Genomic DNA, 24248 nt, shown 5'->3' on the forward strand with positions numbered 1-24248 from the left:
GCGGCCCGCGGCATCCTCGATGTCACCCGGTGTTCTGCAGGCCGGCGGCGACGCCCGACACCGACAGCAGCAGGAGGCGCTGCTGCTCCGGATCGACCGGCGCCGACGGGTCGGCGTCGCGCAGGGCGCGGAGGGCGCGCAGCTGGAGCAGCGAGAGGGCATCGACGTACGGGCTGCGCATCTTCACCGCGCGCTGGAGCACCGGCTTGTTGCCCAGCAGCTCCGTGCCGCCGGTGAGCCGCACCACCCAGGATCGGGTCAGCGCCATCTCGTCCATGACGAGATCGGCGAGGTCGTCGCGGTCGCCGAGGTCGAGGTAGCGTCGCGCGATGCGCGCGTCGGCCTTGGCGAGGCTCATGGCGACGTTGTCGATGAGGGTGCGCAGCAGCGGCCATTGCTGGTACGCCTCGATGAGACGCTCCTCGTCGCCGACCGCCTCCAGCGCCGTTCCCAGGCCGAACCAGCCGGCGAGGTTGATGCGCGCCTGCGTCCACGCGAACACCCACGGGATGGCGCGGAGGTCTTCGAGCGACTCCACCGACAGGCCGCGCCGCGCGGGCCGCGAACCGAGGGCGAGCAGGCCGATCTCCTCCATGGGCGTCACGCGGGCGAACCACGGCGCGAACCCGGGCGCCTTCACGAGGTCGAAGAAGCGGCCGCGGGATGCCGTGTCCATCGTGGCCGCGATGTCGGCGTACCGGTCGGCGGCCGCGCGGTTGCGCTCCTCGTTCGAGGGAGCGGAGGCCATCAGGATCGCCGCGGCGACCTGGTCGATGTGGCGCATGGCGATGGCGGGGTCGCCGTAGCGGGCGAAGATCACCTCGCCCTGCTCGGTGAGCTTGAACCGGCCGTCGACCGAGTGGGGCGGCTGCGCGAGGATCGCCGAGTTGGCGGGGCCGCCGCCGCGGCCGAGTGCGCCCCCGCGACCGTGGAACAGAGTGAGCTCGATGCCCTCCTCCTTCGCCCACGCGGCGATCTTGGCCTGCGCTTCGTACAGCGCGAGGTTGGCGGCCACGGGACCGACATCCTTCGACGAGTCCGAGTAGCCGAGCATGACCTCCAGACGCCGGCCGGTGGCCTCCAGACGCGCCGCGAAGGCGGGGTGGGTGACGATCTCGGCGAGGATGCCTGGCGCGGCCTGCAGGTCGGCGAAGGTTTCGAACAGGGGCACGACATCGAGCACGGGCAGAGTGCCGCCGTCGCCGACGGCGTAGGCCGCGAGACGGTGGACGGTGGCGAGGTCCTCGGCCGACTGCGTGAACGAGACCACGTAGCGGCCCGCGGCGCGCGGCCCGTACCGCTCCTGCAGGAAGACGATCGCGCGGAACACGTCGAGCACCTCTTCGGTGAGCTCGCTGCGCTCCCCGCCGGCCTCGAGTTCGGCGAGCACCTTCGCGTGCACCGCCGAGTGCTGACGCACCTCGAGTTCGGTGAGGTGGAACCCGTACGTCTCGACCTGCCACAGCAGCTGCTGCAGGTGCCCGTAGGCCTGGCGCGGAGCGCCGGCCTTCACGAGGGAGTCCTGCACCACCCGCAGGTCGGCGAGGAGGTGCTCCGGATCGCGGTAGGCGAGATCGGCGTCACGCGCGCGCGTCGCGGCGATCTTGCGCGCGATCAGCAGCAGGATGCGCCGGTGCGGCTCGTTGGGCGAGCGCTTGGCGATGTCGGTCGCCGCGTCTTCGTCGGCGGCCCGCAGACGCTGCCAGAGGGCCACGAGGGCATCGCTGGGCGGCGTCGAGGTGGCGTCGAGGGTGAGATCGCGCCCGATGCGCGCCGCGGTGCGCTCGAGCCCGATGAGCACGTGCTCGCTCGCGATCTTCGACGCCTTGCGCGTGACCGACGCGGTCACGAACGGGTTTCCGTCGCGGTCGCCGCCGACCCACGACCCGATCCGCACGAACGGACGCACGATCGGAGAGCGGCTGCCGGCGGCGGGGCCCTGCAGGGCGTCGTCGACCCGCCGGTAGACGTGCGGCACCGCGGTGTAGAGGGTCTCGTCGAACACGGCCATGACCGCGCGGACCTCGTCGGTCGGGGAGGGCTTCTCGGCGCGCAGCGGCGCCGTGCGCCACAGGGTGTCGATCTCCTCGAGCATGCGCCGCTCGGCGCGTCGCTCGTCGGCGCCGTTGCGCAGCGCTCCGTCGTGCTCCTCCAGCAGGGCCGAGAGCCGGCGGATGCTGCTGGAGACGGCGCGCCGGCGCGCCTCGGTCGGGTGCGCGGTGAAGACGGGGTGGAAGCGCAGCGCCTGCAGGCGCTGCAGCGCCGTGTCATCGCCGACCTCCTCGGCCAAACGCACGAAGGCGGCCGCCACCGAGTCGCCGGCCTCCTCGCGGTCGGGTCGGCCGTCGCGCTGGCGGAGCACCCGCACGCGCTGATGCTCCTCGGCGAGGTTCACGAGATGGAAGTACGCGGTGAAGGCGCGCGCGACCTCGTCGGCACGCGCCACGGTGAAGGCGTCGGCGATCCTCGCCGCGCGCGCGAACGCCTCGGGCGTCTCGTCGGTGTAGGCCTGGATCGTCGCCACCCGCAGCCGCTCGACGTCGTCGTACAGCCCGGGGGATCCGCTCTCGCGGAGCACACGTCCGAGGAGGGCTCCGAGCATGCGCACATCCGCTCGCATGCGCTCGGGAATCTCCTGCCCGGCCTCGAATCGGCCCACGAGGTCGATCGCTTCGGTCTGGGTGAGTTCACGCATCCCTCCACGCTATCGCCCGCCTGTTACGCCGACGTGACGGGGCCGTCATCGTGCGACGCACGCGTCCGGGCGACCGATAGACTTGCCCGCGGAGTGCCGGGAAGTCTGGTCGGCGACGACGCGATGACCCGTCGTCCCCCCGATCTGAGGACCCTATGTCGCTGCTTCGCTCCGCCCGCTTCCCCGCGATCATCCTGCTCGCCTCGGCCCTGCTCGCGCTCGTCATCGCGAACTCCCCGCTCGCCGAGGCGGCGCACGAGATCAAGGACTTCCATCTCGGCATCCCGGGCGTGTTCGACCTCTCGGTCGGCCACTGGATCCAAGACGGCCTGCTGGCGATCTTCTTCTTCGTGGTGGCCGTGGAGCTCCAGTTCGAGCTGACCAACGGCCAGCTGAACTCGGCCAAGAAGGCGCTCCAGCCCGCGATCGCCGCCGCCGGGGGCGTGCTGGTGCCGATCGCGATCTTCGCCGCCATCACGTGGGGCTCCGACTCGGCGCGCGGCTGGCCGATCCCGACAGCCACCGACATCGCGTTCGCCCTCGGCGTGCTCGCCGTGTTCGGGCGCGGTCTGCCCTCCGCCCTGCGGGTGTTCCTGCTCGCCCTCGCGATCCTCGACGACATCGTGGGCATCGTGTTCATCGCGGTGCTGTTCACCACCGACGTGAACTACGCCGTCCTCGGCGGGGCAGCTCTCCTGGTGATCGTGTTCGGCTTCCTGAGCCGTCGCATGAACGGGTCGAACCGCGCGGTCGTCTCGATCGCGCTCGTGCTGATCGCGGTGGCCGTGTGGGTGCTCACCTACCTCTCCGGCGTGCACGCCACGATCGCGGGCGTCGCGCTCGGCCTCGCGATGGCCCAGCGGCCCGCCCTGCACGCGCGCCACGCGCTCGAGCCGTGGGTGAACGCGGTCGTGCTCCCGCTGTTCGCGTTCTCGGCGGCGCTGGTGACCATCCCGGCGATCTCGATGAGCGAGCTCTCACCCGCGTTCTGGGGTGTGCTGGTGGCTCTTCCGGTCGGAAAGATCGTCGGCATCTCGCTCTTCGGCTGGATCTCGCTGCGGGTCGGCGCGCGCGACGGCAACGCGCCGGAGCTCACCTTCACCGACCTCATGGCCGCGGGAGCCCTCGGCGGCATCGGGTTCACGGTGTCGCTGCTGCTGTCGGAGCTCGCCTTCGCCGGCGACCCGCTGCTGCGGGACGAGGCGACGCTGGGCGTGCTCGCCGGCTCGATCATCTCGCTCGTGCTGGCCGGAGCTCTCGTATCGTGGCGGGCATGGACCTACCGACGGGCCGCGGCGACCGCGACGACGTGACCGACCAGCCGCGCACGACCGATCCCCTCCGCGAGGCGGCAGAGGTCATGCGCGCGGTGCGCGACCGCTGCGTGTGGACCCAGCAGATCGACCACCGCGCCCTCGTGCCGTACCTGGAGGAGGAGTCGGCCGAGCTCATCGACGCCGTCGAGGCCGGCACGCGCGCCGAGCTCCAGGAGGAGCTCGGCGACCTGCTGTGGCAGGTCCTTTTCCACGCCGAGATCGCCTCGCGCGACGCGCAGGCGCCGTTCGACATCGATGACGTCGCCCGCGGGCTCAGCGAGAAGATGGTGCGCCGCCATCCGCATGTGTTCGCCGACGCGGTCGCCCAGACGCCCGAAGAGGTGCTGGTGCACTGGAACGCGGCGAAGGCCGCGGAGAAGCGCACCCGCACGAGCGTGCTCGACGGCGTGAGCGACCGCATGCCGAGTCTCGCCCTCGCCCAGAAGCTGGTCGGGCGGGTGCGGCCGGTCGCGGCATCCACTCTCCCTCCGGTGCCGGCCGCAGCCTCCTCGCCGACGACGGAGGCGGAGCTCGGCGACGCACTTCTCGCGCTGGCCGCGCTCGCCCGCGAGCACGGCTGGGACGCGGAGCGCGCCCTCCGGGAACGCCTGCGCCGCCTGCAGGACGACGTGCGCGCGGCCGAGGCCGGTCCCGCCGCCTGACGCCCGCCCTCGCCGAGATCAGGTGATCCGGCGCAGACAGGTCGCTTTTCGGGCGCATCGTCCTGTTCCCGGCGGATCACCTGATCCGGGGGAGCGGCGCGCCACCGGATCCAGGGGAGCGCAGCGACCTGGAACAATGGTTCGGTGCCCACCGTGAACCCTCCGCGCGGCATGCGCGACTTCCTCCCCGCCGACAAGGCCCGCCGCGAGCGCGTGCTCGCCGTGATCCGCGAGCGCTACCGCGCGCACGGCTTCGACGAGATCGAGACCCCGGTCGTCGAGGAGTACGGGCGGCTGCACTCGGGCATCGGCGGCGACAACGAGAAGCTCGCGTACAACGTGCTCGCCCGGGGTCTCGACGCCGACGCCATCCGCGCGGCGGCCGACGAGCCGGCGAACCTCACCGACCTCGGCCTGCGCTACGACCTGACGGTGCCGCTGGCCCGCTTCTACGCCACCCACCGGGGCCACCTGCCGACGGTCTTCCGCAGCATCCAGATCGCGCCGGTCTGGCGCGCCGAGCGTCCGCAGAAGGGGCGCTACCGCCAGTTCGTGCAGTGCGACATCGACATCATGGGCGACCCGTCGGCACGCGCCGAGGCGGAGCTGATCGTGGCGACCCTCGACACGCTCGACGCGCTGGACCTGCGCGGCGGCACCGTGCGCATCAACGACCGGCGCGTGCTCGAGTGGATGCTGGATGCCTTCGGCTTCGCACCCGAGGAGCGCCCGGGTGTGCTCATCACGATCGACAAGCTCGACAAGATCGGCTCGCAGGGGATCGTCGCCGAGCTGCGCGAGCGCAATGTCACGCCGGCGGCCGTGGACGCGTTCGACGCCTTCCTCACGCGGCCTGTCACGCTCGAGCACAATCCGTACGGCGAGCGTCAGATCCGCAAGCTCCTGCCCGAGAGCGCGCCCGACGACGTCGTGGCTCACCTGGTCGGCATCGGCGAGGCGGTCGCGGCGGCGCGCGGCGCCGCAACCGACATCCCGCTCGTGTTCGACCCGTTCCTCGTGCGGGGCATGGGCTACTACACGGGCACGATCTTTGAGCTGGCGCACCCGTCGGTGGATTACTCTCTCGGCGGCGGCGGCCGGTACGACGGCATGATCGGCCGCTTCCTCGGCCAGGAGGTGCCCGCGGTCGGGTTCTCGATCGGCTTCGAGCGGATCGTCGACCTCGTCGACGCCTCCGACGCCGGCGGAGCGCGGGCGATCGTGCTCGTGCACGCCCGCGACGTGCCGGTGTCGGAACTGGTGGCGCTGAAGGCGGCGCTCGTGTCGGAGGGCTCCCGCGTGCGGCTGGAGACGCGCACGAAGAACCTCAAGGCGCTGCTGGAGCGCGCCGCCGCCGACGGCTACACGGGCTTCGCGACGGTGAGCCCGGGGGCCGTGCGGGAGGACCTCGAGGTCAAGCCGCTCGCGTGAGCCGCAGCCGCACGAGCCGGTACGCGACCCCCAGAGCGAGCACGCCGACGCCGGCGACGACCGCCTGCCAGGGCAGGGTGAGGGCCAGGATGCCGCACCCGCTCGCTCCGATGACCGCGAGCGCGCGCGGGTAGCGGCGCGCCTGCGCGCGCTGAGCGACGGCGGCCAGATTCGCGACCAGGTAGTACAGCAGCACACCGAACGACGAGAAGCCGATGGCGCCTCTGAGGTCGACCAGGGCCACGGCGGTCACGACGACGGCTCCGACGACCATCTCGGCGCGGCGCGGCACGTGCCATCGCGGGTGCACGGTCGCGAGGAACGCCGGAAGATCCCCTTCGCGTGCCATGGCGAACGTCGTGCGGCCGACACCGGCGATCAGCGCGAGGAGCGCGCCGAGGGATGCCGCGGCGGCCGCCACGCGCACGATCGGCGGCGCCCACTCCCACCCCGAGGCCCGCACGGCGTCGGCGACCGGAGCGGTCGACGCCGCGGTCGCCGGCGCTCCGAGCGTGGTGAGCACCGCGACCGCGACGACCGCGTACACGACGACGGCCCCGGCGAACGCGAGCACGATCGCGCGGGGGATCGTGCGGCCGGGATCCCGCACCTCCTCGCCCAGGGTGGCGATGCGGGCGTACCCCGCGAACGCGAAGAAGAGCAGACCCGCCGACTGCAGGATGCCGTACCAGCCGCCGGAGAGCGGCGCGCCGTCGGCGAGACCGGCGGGATCGGGCGCCGCCGTCGTCGCCGCGACGGCGACAGCCAGCCCCAGCAGAACCACCACCACGATCGCCCGGGTGAGCTGGGCGGTACGCGTGATGCCGAACGCGTTCACGGCCACCAGGGCGAGCACGGCGAGGATCGCGACCGGTCGCTCCCACCCGGTGGGCGCCGCGTACGCGGCGAAGGTGAGCGCCATCGCGGCGCAGCTCGCCGTCTTCCCGATGACGAACCCCCAGCCCGCGACGAACCCCCACCACGGACCGAGCTCGGCACGCCCGTACGCGTACGCGCCCCCGGAGGTGGGATGTGCGGCGGCCAGCTGCGCGGTCGAGGTGGCGTTGCCGAAGGCCACCACCGCCGCGATCGCGAGCCCCAGGAGCAGGCCCGTTCCCGCAGCCTGGGCGGCGGGAGCCCAGACCGCGAACACCCCCGCGCCGATCATGGAGCCCAGCCCGAGGAACACGGCGTCGGCCAGGCCGAGGCGGCGCTGCAGGGCGGGGGCACTCACGAGCGAACCCTAGCGCTCCCGCGCGAACCGAACGTGCGCTCGTGGACACCTCGCCGTCAGCGGGAGTTCACCGCTGCCGTGTCCAATCGAGCACATGAGCGGGACGAGCGTGGTCGTGCGGACGGTCGGGGCGCTCGCGGGGGTCGCGGCCCTGCTGCTCGGCACGCGCCTCGTGCTCATTCGGCAGGCGGCGATCGCCCGACGGCGGATCGGCAAGCCGCTCGGCGAGGAGGCGATCGATGCAGACCGCGTGTGGCGGAAGTCGCAGGCGGGGAAGCCGATCGAACTCGTCGTGCTCGGCGACTCGATCGCCGCCGGGCTCGGGGCGCTGCGGCGCAAGGACACGCTCGGCGCGCGCCTCGCGCGGGCGCTGGGGCGTCGCCTGCGCCGTCCGGTGCGCCTGCGCACCGCCGCGGTCGTCGGCTCGGAGTCCTCGGCGCTGGACGCGCAGATCGACGCCCTCCCCGCGGACTGCGCGCCCGATGTCGCGGTCATCGTGGTCGGCGGGAACGACGTCACGCACCGGGTGCCCGTGTCGGCCTCGACCGCCCACCTGCGACGGGCGATCGAGCGCCTGCGGGCGAGGGGAGCGGCGGTCGTGGTGGGCACCTGCCCCGATCTCGGCGCACTGCGACCGGTCCCGCAGCCGCTGCGGACGCTCGGCGGGCGGCTGTCGCGCCAGCTGGCGGCTGCCCAGGCGACGACGGCGCGGGAGGCGGGTGCGCACGTCGTCCCGCTCGGCCGCGCGGTCGGGCCGTTCTTCGTCTCGCAGCCCGAGGAGATGTTCAGCCTCGACCGCTTCCACCCGAGCGCTCTCGGCTATCGCCGCACGGCGGACGCGCTGCTGCCGGCGCTGGTCGATGCCCTCAGCGCGCCGACGCCTCGGTGACGCGTCGCTTCTCCCGCACGTAGACCTCTCGCCGCACGCGCGCGACGACCTCACCCGCGGCATCCACGATGTCGGTCTCGAACCACTCGAGCACCTTCGCCCCGCCCCGCGCGCGCTCCCGCAGCTCCTCCGCCTTCTCGAGTGGCACCGAGAAGTGCGCCGTGAGCACGCCCCGGCCGGGTTTGACGAACTCGATCTCGCCGCGCGTGTCCCAGACCACGTGATCGCGACCGAGCTGGTGCATCACGAGCATGAAGAAGTAGGGATCGGTCATCGCGGACATCGACCCGCCGAAGGCCGTGCCCACGTAGTTGCGGGTGATCGGGTTGACGTGCAGCTCCACGACCGCGCTGGTCCAGTCGTCGGCGAACCGCTTCACGCGGATGCCGCTCCAGAGGTTGGGAGCCCACAGGCTCATGCCGATGGCCAGTCGTCGGGGGGTCACGCGCATGCGGACAGAATGCCGCAGCCGGCGGCCGGGTCCGAAACCGATTGTGGAACGCCGACAACTTGGAGTTGTTCTAGTTCATATAGAGTAGTGCTGTGCTGCTCAGAATCGATCCCGCCAGTGAGGTGTCGCTGTTCGCGCAGGTGGCCGCCTCCATCCGCTCCGATGCCGCCTCAGGCCGACTTCGCCCGGGTGACCGCCTTCCGGCCGCCCGTGAGGTCGCGGGCGCGCTCGGCATCAACGTGCACACCGTGCTGCACGCCTACCAGGAGCTGCGCGACGAGGGGCTCCTCGATATGCGCCGCGGCCGCGGCGCCGTCGTCACCGATGCGGCCGGCGACCTCGCGTCGCTGCGCGACCAGGTGGCGCAGCTCGTCCGATCCGCCCGCGCGAAGGGTGTCTCGCCCGATGTCCTCGCCGCTCTCGTGAAGGAGTTCACCCACGATGACTGACCACCGCCCCGCCGGCACCCCGCACACGATCGGCCGGTTCGTCGCCGTCGCGCTGATCCTGCCCATCACGCTCACCGTCATCGCCGTGGTGGTGCAGCTCGTGGCGCTCCCGCGCGTTCCCGACGTCGTCGCCTCGCACTGGCGCGCGTCGGGCCTGCCCGACGGGTTCGCCCCGTCGTGGCTGAACCCCCTCATGACCGCGGTGCTGGGGCTCGGCATCCCCGCCCTCCTCGCCCTCTGCGCGCTCCCCGGTCTGCGCCGCGGCGACCGCGGCGCGAGCTATCGACTCCTCGGCTCGCTCTCGGCGGCCACGACCGTGCTGATCACCGTGCTCCTCACCTGGACGCTTGTCATCCAGATCGACGTGCAGGACCCCGCGACCGTGGAGCTGCCGTTCTGGCCGGCGATCCTCCCCGTTTTCGCGCTCGCCGTCGCGATCGGGGTGATCGCCTGGTTCGCGCAGCCGCGGGACTACCCCGCCCCCGGTTCGACGGCGGCCGCCGCTCCGCTGGCACTGACCCCCGGCGAGACCGCGGTGTGGATGCGGCACGTCTCGATCGCCCGTGCGGGTCTCATCGTGCTCGTGTCGGCCGTGCTGCTGATCGTGGGACTGGCCATCGGGGCATGGGTGGTGGGCGCCGACACCACCGTGGCCTGGATCCTCACGGGTGTCGCGCTGGTGCTGCTGGTGCTCGTCGCGACGACGGCCACGTTCCACGTCCGGGTCGACGAGCACGGGCTCGCCGTCGACTCCGTGCTCGGCATCCCGCGTTTCCGGGTGCCCCTCGAGCGGATCGAGCACGCCTCCGTCATCGAGGTCGACCCGATGGGCCAGTTCGGCGGATGGGGCCTGCGCCTGGCCGCCGACGGCCGCTTCGGCGTCGTGCTGCGCACCGGCGAGGCGATCGAGGTCGCCCGCACCGGGAAGAAGCCGTTCGTGGTCACGGTCGATGACGCGGCGACCGGGGCCGCGCTGCTGGAGGGGCTGCGCGCCCGCGCCGACGCCGAGTGAGGACACCGGGATGCCGCGGGTCGGTTGACGCGGCATCCCATCGCTTGTTGGCTGGGGGCATGGCAGAGCCCACCCCCGACCTGTGGCGCCGCGTCGACGCCTACCTCACCGACACCCTCGTCGGACACGACCCGGTGCTCGACGCCGCCGTCGCCGACCAGCGGGCGGCCGGGCTGCCCGCGATCGAGGTGGCGCCGGTCAACGGCAAGCTCCTCCACCTGCTGGCCCGGCTCAGCGGAGCCCGCCGGGTGCTCGAGATCGGAACCCTCGGCGCGTACTCCACGATCTGGCTGGCGCGGGCGCTGCCCGCCGACGGGCGGGTGGTCACGATCGAGGCGGAGCCGGTGAACGCGCAGGTCGCCCGCGCCAATCTCGAGCGCGCGGGCGAGGCCGACAAGGTCGACATCATGGTCGGACGGGCGGCCGACGTGCTGCCGACCCTCTCCGCCGACGCGCCCTTCGACCTCGTATTCATCGACGCCGACAAGGAGTCCAACACGATCTACCTCGACTGGGCCGCGCGGCTCGGCCGCACCGGGACGCTCGTCATCGTCGACAACATCGGCCGCGGGGGAGAGGTCGCCAACCCCGCGACGGAGAACCCGCAGGTGATCGGCACCCAGCGCGGCCTCGAGATGCTCGGCCGCGATCCGCGCTTCGACGCCACCGCCGTGCAGACCCTCGACCTGAAGGGCTACGACGGCATCGCGATCGCCCTCCTGCGCTGACGGCCGGCGCCGCGGGCGTCGATGTCGCGGATGGCTCTGGCCGCGGCATCCCGAATCACTAGACTCAGGGGCGGACCGACGACGCTCCGAAGAACCACCCTCCACAAGCTAAGGAGTCCCCAGTGGCACTGATCGAGGCTGTAGGCGCGCGCGAGATCCTCGACTCGCGCGGAAACCCGACCGTCGAGGTGGAGGTGCTCCTCGACGACGGAATCGTCCAGCGGGCAGCCGTCCCCTCCGGCGCGTCGACCGGCGCATTCGAGGCGTACGAGCTGCGCGACGGCGACAAGGGCCGCTACGGCGGCAAGGGCGTGCTCAAGGCCGTCGCCGCCGTCATCGACGAGCTCGGCCCCGCGATCGAGGGCATCGACGCGAGCGAGCAGCGCATCATCGACGAGATCCTCATCGAGACCGACGGGACCGACAACAAGTCGCGCTGCGGCGCGAACGCGATCCTCGGCGTCTCGCTCGCGGTGGCCAAGGCGGCAGCCGACAGCGCCGACCTCCCGCTGTTCCGCTACCTCGGCGGACCCAACGCGCACATCCTGCCCGTTCCGCTGTTCAACGTCATCAACGGCGGCGAGCACGCCGACAACGGCATCGACATGCAGGAGTTCTTCCTGGCCCCGATCGGCGCCGAGACGTTCTCCGAGTCGCTGCGCTGGGGCACCGAGGTCTACCACGTGCTCAAGGGCGAGCTGAAGGCGGCGGGCTTCGCCACCGGCCTCGGCGACGAGGGCGGCTTCGCCCCCGACCTGCCGAGCAACCGCGAGGGCCTGGACTTCCTCGTCAAGGCGATCGAGAAGGCCGGCTTCACGCCGGGCTCCGACATCGCGCTCGGCCTCGACGTGGCCGCGACCGAGTTCTTCAACGACGGCGTCTACCGCCTCGACAACAAGGACTGGACCGCCGCCGAGATCACCGAGTACTACGTCGGTCTCGTCAACGACTACCCGATCGTCACGATCGAGGATGCCCTCGCCGAGGACGACTGGGACAACTGGAAGGCCCTCACCGACGCGCTCGGTGCGAAGACGCAGCTGGTGGGCGACGACCTGTTCGTCACCAACCCGACGCGCCTGAAGAAGGGCATCGACATGGGCGTCGGCAACTCGCTGCTGGTGAAGGTCAACCAGATCGGCACGCTGTCGGAGACGCTGGATGCCGTCGACATGGCGCACCGCGCCGGCTACACCGCGATGCTCTCGCACCGCTCCGGCGAGACCGAGGACACCACGATCGCCGACCTGGTGGTCGCCACCGGGGCCGGTCAGATCAAGAGCGGCGCGCCCGCCCGCAGCGAGCGCGTGGCGAAATACAATCAGCTTCTGCGCATCGAAGAGGAACTCGGCGACGCGGCGACCTTCATCGGTCGCGCCGCCTTCCCGCGCTACAAGGGCTGAACGACACGAGAGGGGGAGCCGTGACGAAGAAGGCGGCTCCCCCCGCTCCCGCCCCCGGGCCCCGCCGTGCACGCCGTCGACTCGACGTGCGCGAGTGGCTCGGGGGCATTCGCCTTTCCGGGTTCATGGTCATCATGCTCGGCCTCGTCGTGCTGGCCGCCTTCGTCCTCGTGCCCACGATCGGCACCTTCGTGGCCCAGCGGCAGCAGATCGAGGCGCTGCGGGCGACCGTGCAGCTGAGCCAGGAGCAGGTCGACGACCTCGAGGCGCAGCGGGAGCGCTGGACCGATCCCGCGTACATCACGACCCAGGCGCGCGAGCGCCTCTACTACGTGCGACCCGGCGAGGTCGTCTACCTCGTGGACAACGACCTCCCCCCCGAGCGCGCACCCCAGGAGCAGGCTCCCGTGAGCGAGGACGTGGAGCAGACCCGCACCGACTGGATGACCCAGCTCGTGCGCTCCGTCACGGAGGCGGGTCTGTCGGCCGGCGTCACCGCCCCCACGATCGGCGTTCCCGACCCGGCGCCCACCTCCACCGGCACACCGGCGCCGTAGACCGGGCACGGGATGCCGCACTCCCGGTCAGCGCGCGTCCAGCAGTCCTCGCTACTGTATTCCGCGTGACGACTCCGCCCTTCGCCCCGGTCAGCGACAACGACCTCGCCGTGCTCCAGCAGCAGCTCGGCCGGCCCGCCCGCGGTGTCGTCGGCATCGCCGCGCGCTGCGTGTGCGGCAACCCCACCGTTGCGGCGACCGCTCCGCGCCTGCCCGACGGCACGCCGTTCCCCACGTTCTACTACCTCACCCACCCGGGCGCGACGATCGCGATGTCGACGCTGGAGGCGACGCAGGTCATGCGGGAGTTCGCCGACCTGCTCGCATCCGACGCGGACGTCGCCGCCGGCTACGAGAGCGCGCACCGCGCGTATCTGGCCGATCGCGAGCAGTTCGGTCACGTCGACGAGATCGACGAGATCTCCGCGGGCGGCATGCCGACGCGGGTGAAGTGCCTGCACGCGGTCGCCGCGCATGCGCTGGCGGCCGGCCCGGGAGTCAACCCGATCGGCGACCTCGCGCTCGAGCGCTCGTCGTGGTCGCCCCAGCGCTGCGTGTGCGCCGAGCCCGGAAGCGGCGGATGAGGCTCGCCGCCGCGGCCGTCCTGACGCTGTCGCTGGCGCTGAGCCCGGTCGCACCGGTCGCGGCGTCGACACCCGACGAGCCCGAGCAGACTCCCACGCCGTCTCCCGCCGCGGCGGAGGTCGACCGCGTGCGGGCGGCGGAGTACTGGCTCGAGGAGTACGGCATCGAGGAGGCGTGGGAGACCACGCGCGGCGAGGGCGTGCGCATCGCCATCATCGACACGGGCATCGGCCGCGGCCCCGTGGAGTTCGCGGGCGCCGTGGCGGCGGGCACCGATGTGTCCGGCGTCGGCTCCGACGACGGCCGCACGCCCGTGGGTGCGGTCGACGGCAACCACGGCAGCTGGGTCGCCTCTCTCGCGGCCGGCCGGGGCACCGGCTCCGACGCGGGGATGATCGGGGTGGCGCCCGAGGCCGAGCTGCTGTCGGTGTCGGTCGGCTTCGGCACCACATCGGCCGTCTCGTTCACCGACCAGATCGCGCGGGCCATCCGGTGGTCGGTCGACAACGGCGCCGACATCATCAACCTCTCCTTCACGACGAACACCCCCGACTGGGACGAGAGCTGGGACCAGGCGTTCCTGTACGCGGCCGAGCACGATGTCGTCATCGTGGTCGCCGCCGGCAACCGGGGCAGCGGAACCTCGCGCGTGGGAGCGCCGGCGACGATTCCCGGAGTGCTGACGGTGGGGGGCGTCGACCCGAACGGCCGTGCGAGTGTGGAAGCCTCGACCCAGGGCATCACCATCGGCGTCTCGGCTCCGAGCGAGAAGCTGCTGGGTGTCTCGGCCGACGGCCGCGTCGTCGAGTGGGAGGGCACCAGCGGCGCCGCCCCGATCGTGACCGGGATCGCCGCGCTCGTGCGAGCCGCTCACCCGGAGCTCGATGCGGCGAACGTCATCAACCGCATCATCCGCACCGCCGACCCCGCGGCCGGTGCGACCGCCGTGCCCGATCCGATCTACGGATACGGGCTCGTGGATGCCGCGGCGGCGGTCGAGGCATCCGTCCCGCTCGTGGAGGCCAATCCGATGGGGAGCATCTCGGAGTGGATCCGGCTGTACCGGCGCGCCCAGGGAGACCCGATCGCCGAGCCGTCGACACAGGCCGTGGAGATCGCTCCGCTCCCGCCGGCGGAATCCGCCGCCCGCCCGGAGTCGCCCTTGCTGCCATCCGGCGATACCCTGCTGTACGGCACCCTTCCGCTGATGGCGGTCACCGCCGGCGCTATACTGGTGGCGCTCGGCGTCACCGCTGCTGTCCGACGCATCCGAATGTCGTCCCGCGCGCCGAGCCGCTGACCCTCACAGGAGTACTCCCACCGTGACCAACACCGTGCCCAAGATCCTCATCGTCGGTGGCGGATACGCAGGCTTCTACACCGCCTGGAAACTCGAGAAGCACCTTCGCCGGGGCGAGGCGGACGTCACGATCGTCGATCCGCTGCCCTACATGACCTACCAGCCGTTCCTCCCCGAGGTCGCCGCAGGTTCGATCGAGGCCCGCCACTCCGTCGTCGCGCTGCGCCGCCACCTCAAGAAGACGCACGTCGTGGCCGCGAAGGTCACCGGCATCGATCACGCGCACAAGGTCGCGACGATCACCCCGATCGCGGGTGAGCCGTATCAGTTCGAGTACGACCAGATCGTGGTCACCGCCGGTGCCGTCTCGCGCACCTTCCCGATCCCGGGCATCGCCGACAACGCGATCGGACTGAAGACGATCGAAGAGGCCGTCGCCATCCGCGACCGTCTCATGTCGAACTTCGACAAGGCGGCGCAGCTGCCCGCCGGCCCCGAACGCGACCGTCTTCTCACCGTCATCGTCGTCGGCGGAGGCTTCGCGGGCATCGAGGTGTTCGCCGAGCTGCGCTCGCTGGCGTCGGCGCTGCTCAAGAACTACCCGCAGCTCCGGTTCGAGGACACCCACTTCCACCTCATCGAGGCGATGGGCCGGATCATGCCCGAGGTCTCGCTCAAGACGAGCGAGTGGGTGCTGAAGAACCTGGCCAAGCGCGGCGCGAACGTGCACCTGGACACGCAGGTCACCGGCGCGGTCGGCGGCAACGTCGAGCTGTCGACGGGGGAGACCCTGCCCAGCGACCTCATCATCTGGACCGCGGGCGTCATGGCGAACCCGACCGTGGTGCGCGGCGGCGATCTGCCCGTCGAGGAGCGCGGCCGCATCCGCACCCGCGCCGACCTGCGCGTGGGCACCGAGGACGAGGTCGTCGACGGCGCCTGGGCGGCCGGCGACGTCTCGGCCGTGCCCGACCTGACCGGCGGCGGCGTGGGCGGCTACTGCGTGCCCAACGCCCAGCACGCGGTGCGTCAGGCGAAGCTCCTCTCGAAGAACCTCGTGGCGGTCCTGCGCGGTGAGGTGCCGAAGGAGTACTTCCACAAGAACCTCGGCGCGGTGGCGGGGCTCGGCCTCTACATCGGCGTCTTCCAGTCCGGCAAGATCGCGCTCACGGGCCTGCTCGCCTGGTTCGCGCACCGCGGCTACCACGGCCTGGCCATGCCGTCGTGGGAGCGCAAGTGGCGCGTGCTGTGGGGCTGGTGGAACAACTTCTGGCTCGGTCGCGACCTGGTCAATCTGTCGACGGTGCAGAACCCCCGCTACGTCTTCGAGGAGTTCGCCGCGCGCCCGCGTCCGGCCCAGCCGGCCGAGGCGCCCGCCGCGCCGAAGGCGTCCGGAGCCGAGAAGCAGAAGGTCGCCGCGAGCTGACAGGTCGCGTACTGCGCTGACGGCGCCGCGCCCGGAGGTAATCTGGGCGGCGGCGCCGTTTCGCGTCCGGCCCCCGTAGCCCAACCGGCAGAGGCAGGCGGCTTAAACCCGCTTCAGTCCGGGTTCGAATCCCGGTGGGGGCACCGACCGCCGACCGTCTAGAGTGGAGCGAACGCGCCCGCACCCGAAGCGGGCACGCCCGCACCCGAAGCGAGCGCGCCGATGAGCATCGATCTGCTGAATCCCCCGTCAGCGTCTCCCTCGTGGCGGCATCCGGCCGCGCACTGGGAGGCGGTCTCGCGTGCGCTGCGCGCGGTGAGCGGCCCTGTCGCGGCCGTCTCGGTCGAGGCGCTGCGCTACAACGCCCTCGATCTGGTCGTGCGCGCCGGCGGCGTGCCGATCCGCGTGGCGAGCAAGTCTGTGCGATCGCGGGCGCTGATGGATGCCGCGCTCGCCCTCCCCGGGTATCGCGGCATCCTCGCCTTCACGCTGCCGGAGGCGCTGTGGCTCGCGCAGTGGCATGACGACATCGTGATCGGCTATCCGACGGTCGATCGTGCCGCGCTGGCGCGGCTGGCCGGCGATGAGCGGGCGGCCGCGCGCATCACGCTGATGGTGGACGACCTCGCGCAGCTCGACCTGGTGGACAGTGTCGCCGGTCCGCGCTCGCGCACTCGCCTCCGCGTCGCGATCGACGCGGACGCATCGTGGCGCGCGCCGGTCCTCGGCCACATCGGCGTGCGCCGGTCGCCCGTGCACACCCCCGACGAGGTCGAGGCGCTGGGCCGCGCGATCGTGGCCCGCGAGGGCTTCGAGCTGGTCGGCCTGATGATGTACGAGGCGCAGATCGCCGGGCAGGGCGACAAGACCGGACCGGGTGACGCCGTCGTCCGGTGGATGCAGCGCCGCTCGGCGGCAGAGCTGCACGAGCGCCGCGCGGCGATCGTCGCACGGCTCCGCCGGATCGCCCCGCTCGCGTTCGTCAACGGCGGAGGCACGGGATCACTGGAATCCACCGCCGCCGACGCTGCGGTCACCGAGCTGACGGCCGGCAGCGGCCTGCTGGCCGGCCACCTGTTCGACGGCTATCGCGCCTTCGACCCTGCCCCGGCCGCGGCCTTCGGCCTCGAGGTGGTCCGAAAGCCGCAGGCCGATATCGCGACCGTTCTGGGCGGCGGCTGGATCGCGTCCGGCCCGCCGGTCGCCTCCCGTCAGCCGCGGCCGATCTGGCCGGAGGGGCTTTCGACCGTGGCCCGCGAGGGCTCGGGCGAGGTGCAGACCCCGCTGCGCGGCGACGCGGCCCGCGCCCTGCGGGTCGGCGACCGGGTCTGGTTCCGGCACGCCAAGAGCGGCGAGCTCGCCGAGCGCGTCGACCGCTACCACCTCGTGGAGGCCGGCGCCCTCGTCGGCGAGGCGCTCACGTACCGCGGCGAGGGGAAGTCCTTCCTATGACCCGCATGGGCGGCATCTGGCAGAACTGGGGCCGCAGCGCCAGCGCCCGTCCGCAGCGAGTGGAGTTTCCACGCACCGTGGGCGCGGTGCAGCGTGCGGTCACCGCCGCCAGGGCCGGGGGCTTGACGGTGAAGGCGGTCGGCGCCGGCCACAGCTTCAGCCCCATCGCGGTCACCGACGGCGTCCTCTTGGACCTGTGCGACCTGTCGGGCCTGGTCCGTGTCGATCCCGACCGCGGACAGGCGACCGTGCTCGCCGGCACGCGGCTGCACGATCTCACCCGACTGCTGGCGCCGCACGGGCTGGCCATGGAGAATCTCGGCGACATCGACCGCCAGTCGATCTCCGGTGCGATCTCCACGGGCACCCACGGCACCGGTCTGCGCTTCGGCGGGGTCGCCGCGCAGGTGGAGGGTGTGACCCTGGTCACCGCCGACGGCGGACTGCTGCGGGTCGACCGGGACGAGAACGCGGAGCTGCTGCCCGCGGTCGTGGTGGGACTGGGTGCGCTCGGGATCGTCGTCGAGGTGACGTTGCGGTGCGTCCCGGCGTTCGTTCTCCACGCCGTGGAGCGGCCCGAGCCGCTGGCCGCCGCCCTCGACAGCCTGCCGACCCGCGTGGAGGAGACCGACCACTTCGAGTTCTACTGGTTCCCCCACACCGATCGGGCCATGACCAAGACGAACACGCGGCTGCCCGAGAGCGCGCCGCGCCACCCGCTCTCGCCCGTGGGCCGATGGCTCGACGACACGCTCGTCGGCACCTATGTGCACCGCGCCGTCTGCGATGTCGGATCGGCCATCCCGAGCACGGCTCCGACGATCAACCGCGCGGCGGTGCGCCTGTGGGGCGATCGCGAGTTCACCGACCTGTCCTCGAACGTGTTCGCGACCGCGCGAGGGGTGCGCTTCCGTGAGATGGAGTACGCGCTGCCCGTCGAACGGACGCGGGAGGCGTTCGACCGCGTGCGGGCCCTCATCGACGAGAACGGCTGGCGGGTGACCTTCCCCATCGAGGTGCGCTTCGCTGCGGCAGACGACCTGTGGCTGTCGACGGCGCACGGTCGGGTGTCCGGGTACATCGCCGTGCACCGCTACTGGCGAGAGGATCCCACCGAGTACTTCACGGCCGTGGAGGAGATCATGCTCGCGCACGGCGGCCGCCCGCACTGGGGCAAGATGCACACGCTCGACGCGGCCACCCTTCACTCGCGCTACGAGCGCTTCGACGACTTCGTCGCCCTCCGGGACCGCCTCGATCCCTCGAGGCTGTTCCGCAACCCCTATCTCGACCGTGTGCTGGGTGGGTAACCGCTGGGAGTGAGCCATCTCGCCACGGTCTGCGCACGGGTGCCGGATTAGGATGTTCGGGGCGAATCGAACGGAGTCTGGGCATGGATTGGCTGATCCCGGTCATCATCGTGGTGGTGCTGGCCGCCGCGGTCGGCATCTGGCTGTGGGTGAGCTGCACCTCGCTGGTCCAGCTGAACGCGCGCGTCGACGAGGCCTGGGCAGACCTCACCGCCCAGCGCGCGCGCCGTGCGGAACTCGCCGCGGCGCTCCTGGTGCTCGTGCGCGGCTACGCGGCGCACGAGAAGGCCCTCCTCGACGGCGCTGCTGCAGCCTGCGAGGCGTCTGAGCGAGCGGCGACGCCGGCTGACGCCGGAAGCGCCGAGGGTGCGGTGCAGCGGACGCTGAAGCCGCTGTTCGCGGTGGCCGAGGGGTACCCCCAGCTGCAGTCGAGTCCCGAGTTCCTGCGCGTGCAGCACTCGCTCGCCGAGACCGAGGACAAGATCCAGGCGTCCCGCCGCTTCTACAACGGCGGGGTGCGCGAGCTCAACACGAAGCGCACGGCGTTCCCGGCGAAGATGTTCGCGCACCGCCTGGGCGTCGAGGAGCGGGAGTACTTCGACCTCGTCGGCGGCACGGCCGTCTCCGCGCCCCCGCGGGTGCAGTTCTGAGCATCCGCCTCGACCTCGAGCAGGCGCGCCGCATCGCCGTGGGCGCGCAGCTCCTGTCGGCCGCACGCCCGGCGGGCATCGTCGAGACCGTCGAGGCGCTGACCGTCGTATCGATCGAGCCCACCGCGGCGATCGCCCCGAGCGCCGACCACATCCTGTGGAGCCGCATCGGCTGGCCGTACCAGCCGGCCGATCTCGCGCGCCTCGTCGAGGAGGACCGTGCGATCTTCGAATGGGGCGGCTTCTACCGCCCGATGAGCGATCTGCCGCTTCTCCTGCCCGAGATGCATGCCCGGCCGCGCTCGCGGGAGGCGCGGGACTGGCTGGCCGCCAACGACCGCTTCCGGCGCGACGTCCTCGATCGGCTGCGCGATGAGGGAGCGTCCAGGCCCGCGGAGATCCCCGACACCGCCCAGGTGCCGTGGCGGTCCAGCGGGTGGACGAACGGGCGCAACACCCTGCAGCTTCTGGAGATGCTCGTCATGACCGGTGAGGTCGCGATCTCCGCGCGCGACCGCAAGGGGCGCCTGTTCGATCTCGCCGAGCGCGTCTACCCCGCGGACACGCCCGCGCTCTCCGCCGAGGAGGCCGGGCGCGAGCGAGGCGCGCGGCGCCTCGCGTCGCTCGGCATCGCCCGCGCCAAGGGCGTGGCGCAGCCCTCCGAGCCGATCGACGTCGGCGAGATCGGCGAGGCGGCTCTCGTCGACGGTGTGGCAGGGGAGTGGCGGGTGGATGCCGCGGCCCTGGCCGCCGCCGAGGGATTCGTGCCGCGCACGGCGCTCGTGTCCCCCTTCGACCGACTGGTGTTCGACCGTGAGCGGCTCGCGCTCCTGTTCGGCTTCGAGTACATCCTGGAGATGTACAAGCCGGCGGCGCGGCGGCGGTGGGGCTACTTCGCCCTCCCGATCCTGCACGGCGACCGGTTCGTCGGCAAGCTCGATGCCAAGGCCGATCGCCGTGGCGGGGTGCTGCAGGTCTTCGAGGTGCACGAGGACGAGCCGTTCACCGAGGAGATCTCGCTCGCCGTCGACGAGGAGATCCGGGCCCTCGCCGGCTGGCTCGGGCTGGAGGCGCGGGGGCTCGCCTCCGCTTGAGCATCGTCCGCCCGGCGGTCAGCGGACGGCGAGCACCATCTCGTCGCCGCGGAAGTCCACGTCGCCCCGCAGCGTCCAGTCCTGCGTCGCGTAGGTGAACGAGGCGTCTGCGCCGTCGTGGTCGACGCCCGTTGCGGTGGCCACCAGCACACCGCCGGTCGCATCGAACCCCGACAGGTCGTCGGCGAGCACGAGCGTCGGGTACGCCTCGATCCGGTAGGTGATCGAGGTCACGCGCGCCAGGTCGGCAGCCCAGGGGATGCGGATGCCGCATGCGTCGGGCACCTCGGCGGCAGCCCGCGTGCAGGAGTCCGCGTAGGCGTCGAGGTCGGATTGGGCGTCGGCGAGCGCACCGGGCGCCAGGGTCGGCGTCACCGCGGCGGCCACCTGCTCACCGGGGAGGGCCACCGCCGCAGCGGAGCCCACCAGAGCGGCGTCGGGTGCCGCGACCACGGGGTACACCCCGGGCAGCAGGTCGATCGGCTCGCCCGCGGGCACGAGCACGCCGCCGACGCGCACGGCGTCGCCCAGCGCGGTGGACGCGGTGAGCGACGCAAGGCTGTTCGCCGCGACCGCCCAGCCGGCAGCAGTCTCGACGAGGCCGAGGCGCGCATCGTGCTGGGCGCCGTCGAGCACGAAGGTGACGTCTGCGGCGACGGGTTCGCCCTCGGCAGCGCCGACACCGGTCACCATGGGCTCGTCGATGTAGGCGGTCGCGCCACCGAAGGCGTCGAGCGTCTCCGGGGCGGGCGCCTGTTCGAGCAGCGCCGCAGCGGCGCCGCCGTCGCCGGCGGCGAGGGCCTCGACGAAGGCGCGCGCCGTCGCGTCGGGAGCGGCGGGGCGGCTGAGCACCCACCATGCGATGCCCCCGGCGGCCGCCAGGATCGCGACGGCCACGATCCCGATCACCGCCGCACGTCGCATCCTTCCACGCTACCCGGCGAGTTCCTCGTCGGCGAGCGCGACCGGTTCGGCCGCGCCGTCGTGGCGGCGCGCCCCGGGGAGGGCCCGCGCGAGGTCGTCGGTGGCATCGCCCCAGCGCGAGACCGAGATCGCCTCCAGCCCCTGCCACCGTGCTGCGGCGCGCAGTTCGTCGGCGACACGCTCGGCCGCGTGTGCGGGCCGCGCGTGCTCCCACCACGCCGACTGCACGCGCAGCGTGCCGGCCGCCCGGTCGGCCTTGAGGTCGACGCGACCGACGAGGTCGTCGCCGATGAGGACCGGCAGGGAGTAGTAGCCGTAGCGACGCCGAGTGGCGGGCGTGTAGATCTCGATGCGGTACTCGAAGTCGAACAGGCGCTCGGCGCGGTCCCGGAACCACACGACCGGGTCGAACGGGGTGAGCAGGGCGGACGCATCGATCCGGCGGGGGAGGACGGCATCCCGGTGCATCCACGCCTTGGCCGGTCGCCCGCCGCTCGTCCAGCCTTCGACGGCCACGGGAACGAGCTCGCCGGCGTCGACGAGCTCGCCGATCGCGACCATCACGGCCCCTCGATCCCTCAGGCGCCAATAGTCGGCGAGGTCGGATGCGGTCGCGACACCGTACGCGACGGACGCCCGCCGCACGAGCTCCCGCATGGCGTCGGCGCGGGGCACGGGGGCGGCCAGCACATCGGCGGGGACGACCTGCTCGGCCAGCGCGTAACGGCGTTCGAAGCCGCGGCGACCGGCGATGGCGACCTCGCCGAACATCCAGAGGTACTCGAGGGTGTGCTTGATGACGTCCCAGTCCCACCACGGTCCGCGGGATGCGCCGCGGCGTGCGTCGTGCTCGATCTCGGCGGGGCGCAGCGGGCCGCGAGCGGCGAGCTCGGCGCGCACCCAGTCGACGATCTCCCCGTGGCGGCGGAACCACCCGTCTTCGGCCGTGCCGTACTTCGCGCGGTTGTCGTCCATGCGGAATCGGAACAGTGCCCAGTCCGGCGCCGGGATGAAGGCCGCCACGTGGGCCAGGTACTCGACGTACGGCGCACGGCGGGCGAACAGCAGTCGGTCCAGCAGGGCCGGGTCGTAGGGGCCCAGCCGCGAGAACAGCGGCATGTAGTGCGAACGGGCGAACACGTTGACGGAGTCGATCTGCAGGGTCGCCATGCGCGCCATCGCGAGGTTGAGCTGCCGGGTGCCCACGGCGTCGGGCCGCGGCCGTGCGAAGCCCTGCGCAGCCAGGGCGACACGGCGCGCCTCGGCGGCGCTGAGGGTGGATCTCACGGCGGTCAGCCTAACGATCGCCTCCGACATGCGGACCGGGCCGCGCCGACGCATGACCGCCGCGGCATGGGGCGCACCTAAACTGGGCCTGATGTCACGCGTGAGTTCGTCCCCGTCGCTGCCGGCCACCGGCGCGATTCCGACGCTGGAGCAGCTGGAGGATGCCGCGGCGGTGCTGTCGGGTGTGATCTCCCACACACCGCTCGACGAGTCGCAGCACCTGTCCGAGCTGCTCGGGGTGCCGGTGCACCTCAAGCTCGAGAACCTGCAGCGCACCGGGTCGTTCAAGATCCGCGGAGCCACCTACCGGCTCAGCCGTCTGTCCGAGGAGGAGCGCACGCACGGAGTGGTGGCCGCCTCGGCGGGCAACCACGCGCAGGGGGTCGCCCTCGCGGCGCAGGCGCTGGGCATTCCGGCGACGATCTTCATGCCGCTGGGGGTGCCGGTGCCCAAGCTCCTGGCCACCCGCGGCTACGGCGCCGACGTCGTGCTCGAGGGTGCCACCGTCGAGACGCCGCTGCGGCGTGCGGCGGAGTTCGCCGAGCGCACCGGAGCCATCTTCATCCATCCCTTCGACCACCCCGACGTGATCGCCGGCCAGGGAACGCTGGGCCTGGAGATCGTCGACGACCTGCCGGAGGTCGAGACGATCATCATGGGCATCGGCGGCGGCGGGCTGATCGCGGGCGTCGCGGCCGCTGCGAAGGCGAAGGCCGCCCGCGAGGGGCGAACGCTGCGTGTGATCGGCGTACAGGCGGAGAACGCATCGCCGTACCCGCGCTCGCTGGCAGAGGGGCACCCGGTCGAGGTGGAGACCACTCCCACGATCGCCGACGGGATCGCCGTGGCGCGTCCCGGCGACCTTCCCTTCGCGATCATCCGCGAGCTCGTCGACGACGTCGTGACCGTCACCGACGACGACATCGCCCGCGCGCTGCTGGTGCTGCTCGAGCGGGCCAAGCAGGTCGTGGAGCCCGCCGGTGCGGTGGGTGTCGCCGCGATCCTGGCGGGCAAGGTGACCGCCACCGGGCCGACCGTCGTGGTGCTGTCGGGCGGCAACATCGATCCGCTGCTGCTGCAGCGCGTCGTCGCGCACGGACTGGCCGCCTCGGGCCGGTACATGACCCTCAGCATCCCGCTGCCCGACCGCCCCGGTCAGCTCGCGCGCATCTCCGACCTGCTCGCCCAGGCCGGGGCGAATGTGATCGAGGTTCTGCACACGCGCCACGGACAGGGACTGCAGATCAGCGAGGTCATCCTCCAGCTGAGCGTCGAGACCCGCGGTGAAGAGCATCGCGCGCACGTGATCAGCGTGCTGGAGTCGGCGGGGTACGTGCCCACGGTCGTCCCGGACTGAGCTGTCGCGCGCAGAACGAAGCGGTGCGGGCGCCGC

Annotated in this window: 22 protein-coding genes and 1 tRNA gene; 18 read left to right on the forward strand and 5 right to left on the reverse strand. The window is 72.3% G+C overall.

Annotated elements, in window-relative coordinates; genetic code table 11:
• Positions 1-22: 22 nt before the first annotated feature.
• Positions 23-2695 carry a phosphoenolpyruvate carboxylase gene (locus HQM25_RS06370; RefSeq protein ID WP_172989478.1) on the reverse strand — a complete coding sequence of 891 codons (2673 nt, stop codon included), beginning with the start codon at positions 2693-2695 and terminating at the stop codon, positions 23-25.
• Between the two features lie 155 nt (positions 2696-2850).
• Between HQM25_RS06370 and nhaA the strand changes: the two genes are divergently transcribed.
• The 3 genes from nhaA to hisS all read left to right on the forward strand — a co-directional run bounded on the left by nhaA (position 2851) and on the right by hisS (position 6104).
• Complete coding sequence (gene nhaA / locus HQM25_RS06375; RefSeq protein ID WP_172989479.1) at positions 2851-4008, forward strand: Na+/H+ antiporter NhaA; 1158 nt, start codon at positions 2851-2853, stop codon at positions 4006-4008.
• Positions 3969-4673, forward strand: coding sequence for a MazG nucleotide pyrophosphohydrolase domain-containing protein (locus HQM25_RS06380; RefSeq protein ID WP_172989480.1), 705 nt, complete (start codon positions 3969-3971; stop codon positions 4671-4673). The genes nhaA and HQM25_RS06380 overlap by 40 nt, the downstream gene beginning before the upstream one ends.
• Before the next feature lie 171 nt (positions 4674-4844).
• A complete protein-coding gene (hisS, locus tag HQM25_RS06385) occupies positions 4845-6104 on the forward strand; it encodes a histidine--tRNA ligase (RefSeq protein WP_217275218.1) in 1260 nt (419 codons plus the stop codon).
• Here hisS and HQM25_RS06390 read toward each other — a convergent pair.
• Positions 6088-7338: an APC family permease gene (locus tag HQM25_RS06390; RefSeq protein WP_172989482.1), complete on the reverse strand. Its 1251-nt coding sequence runs from the start codon at positions 7336-7338 to the stop codon at positions 6088-6090. The genes hisS and HQM25_RS06390 overlap by 17 nt on opposite strands.
• A gap of 94 nt (positions 7339-7432) precedes the next feature.
• On the opposite strand from HQM25_RS06390, the gene HQM25_RS06395 reads away from it, so the two are divergent.
• Positions 7433-8227 carry an SGNH/GDSL hydrolase family protein gene (locus HQM25_RS06395; protein WP_172989483.1) on the forward strand — a complete coding sequence of 265 codons (795 nt, stop codon included), beginning with the start codon at positions 7433-7435 and terminating at the stop codon, positions 8225-8227.
• Here HQM25_RS06395 and HQM25_RS06400 read toward each other — a convergent pair.
• Complete coding sequence (locus tag HQM25_RS06400) at positions 8205-8678, reverse strand: DUF4442 domain-containing protein (RefSeq protein ID WP_172989484.1); 474 nt, start codon at positions 8676-8678, stop codon at positions 8205-8207. The genes HQM25_RS06395 and HQM25_RS06400 overlap by 23 nt on opposite strands.
• A gap of 92 nt (positions 8679-8770) precedes the next feature.
• Here HQM25_RS06400 and HQM25_RS06405 point away from each other — a divergent pair, with 92 nt between their 5' ends.
• From HQM25_RS06405 to HQM25_RS06465, 13 genes are all read left to right on the forward strand, one after another.
• Complete coding sequence (locus tag HQM25_RS06405) at positions 8771-9127, forward strand: GntR family transcriptional regulator (RefSeq protein WP_172989485.1); 357 nt, start codon at positions 8771-8773, stop codon at positions 9125-9127.
• On the forward strand, positions 9120-10139 hold the full coding sequence (locus HQM25_RS06410; RefSeq protein ID WP_172989486.1) for a DUF1648 domain-containing protein: 1020 nt from the start codon (positions 9120-9122) through the stop codon (positions 10137-10139). Before HQM25_RS06405 ends, HQM25_RS06410 begins: the two co-directional genes overlap by 8 nt.
• A gap of 59 nt (positions 10140-10198) precedes the next feature.
• On the forward strand, positions 10199-10867 hold the full coding sequence (locus HQM25_RS06415) for an O-methyltransferase (protein ID WP_172989487.1): 669 nt from the start codon (positions 10199-10201) through the stop codon (positions 10865-10867).
• Between the two features lie 122 nt (positions 10868-10989).
• Positions 10990-12270: a phosphopyruvate hydratase gene (gene eno / locus HQM25_RS06420; protein ID WP_172989488.1), complete on the forward strand. Its 1281-nt coding sequence runs from the start codon at positions 10990-10992 to the stop codon at positions 12268-12270.
• 20 nt (positions 12271-12290) lie between these two features.
• Positions 12291-12827 carry an FtsB family cell division protein gene (locus HQM25_RS06425; protein WP_254359579.1) on the forward strand — a complete coding sequence of 179 codons (537 nt, stop codon included), beginning with the start codon at positions 12291-12293 and terminating at the stop codon, positions 12825-12827.
• 65 nt (positions 12828-12892) lie between these two features.
• Complete coding sequence (locus tag HQM25_RS06430; protein WP_172989489.1) at positions 12893-13411, forward strand: DUF501 domain-containing protein; 519 nt, start codon at positions 12893-12895, stop codon at positions 13409-13411.
• Positions 13408-14712: a S8 family peptidase gene (locus tag HQM25_RS06435; RefSeq protein WP_172989490.1), complete on the forward strand. Its 1305-nt coding sequence runs from the start codon at positions 13408-13410 to the stop codon at positions 14710-14712. The genes HQM25_RS06430 and HQM25_RS06435 overlap by 4 nt, the downstream gene beginning before the upstream one ends.
• Before the next feature lie 34 nt (positions 14713-14746).
• Positions 14747-16138 carry an NAD(P)/FAD-dependent oxidoreductase gene (locus HQM25_RS06440; protein WP_172991547.1) on the forward strand — a complete coding sequence of 464 codons (1392 nt, stop codon included), beginning with the start codon at positions 14747-14749 and terminating at the stop codon, positions 16136-16138.
• Between the two features lie 69 nt (positions 16139-16207).
• A tRNA-Leu gene (locus tag HQM25_RS06445) sits at positions 16208-16281 on the forward strand.
• A gap of 79 nt (positions 16282-16360) precedes the next feature.
• Positions 16361-17590: an alanine racemase gene (locus HQM25_RS06450; RefSeq protein WP_172989491.1), complete on the forward strand. Its 1230-nt coding sequence runs from the start codon at positions 16361-16363 to the stop codon at positions 17588-17590.
• The gene (locus HQM25_RS06455; RefSeq protein WP_172989492.1) at positions 17587-18900 is read left to right on the forward strand and encodes a D-arabinono-1,4-lactone oxidase; all 1314 of its coding nucleotides are present in this window, start codon (positions 17587-17589) and stop codon (positions 18898-18900) included. The genes HQM25_RS06450 and HQM25_RS06455 overlap by 4 nt, the downstream gene beginning before the upstream one ends.
• Positions 18901-18983: 83 nt before the next feature.
• Positions 18984-19550, forward strand: a complete 567-nt coding sequence (locus HQM25_RS06460; protein ID WP_172989493.1) for a LemA family protein — start codon at positions 18984-18986, stop codon at positions 19548-19550.
• A 38-nt stretch (positions 19551-19588) separates the two neighbouring features.
• Positions 19589-20644, forward strand: coding sequence for a DNA glycosylase AlkZ-like family protein (locus tag HQM25_RS06465; RefSeq protein ID WP_254359581.1), 1056 nt, complete (start codon positions 19589-19591; stop codon positions 20642-20644).
• Positions 20645-20662: 18 nt separating this feature from the next.
• Here the strand turns inward: HQM25_RS06465 and HQM25_RS06470 are convergent, their stop codons facing one another.
• Positions 20663-21568 carry a hypothetical protein gene (locus HQM25_RS06470; protein WP_172989494.1) on the reverse strand — a complete coding sequence of 302 codons (906 nt, stop codon included), beginning with the start codon at positions 21566-21568 and terminating at the stop codon, positions 20663-20665.
• Between the two features lie 9 nt (positions 21569-21577).
• Positions 21578-22855 carry a winged helix-turn-helix domain-containing protein gene (locus HQM25_RS06475; protein WP_172989495.1) on the reverse strand — a complete coding sequence of 426 codons (1278 nt, stop codon included), beginning with the start codon at positions 22853-22855 and terminating at the stop codon, positions 21578-21580.
• Positions 22856-22946: 91 nt separating this feature from the next.
• Here HQM25_RS06475 and ilvA point away from each other — a divergent pair, with 91 nt between their 5' ends.
• Entirely contained in the window at positions 22947-24212 is a 1266-nt protein-coding gene (gene ilvA / locus HQM25_RS06480) for a threonine ammonia-lyase (RefSeq protein ID WP_172989496.1), read from the forward strand.
• The last annotated feature ends 36 nt before the right edge of the window (positions 24213-24248 follow it).

The sequence above is a fragment of the Microbacterium hominis genome, from assembly GCF_013282805.1.
Classification (GTDB): Bacteria; Actinomycetota; Actinomycetes; order Actinomycetales; family Microbacteriaceae; genus Microbacterium; species Microbacterium hominis_B.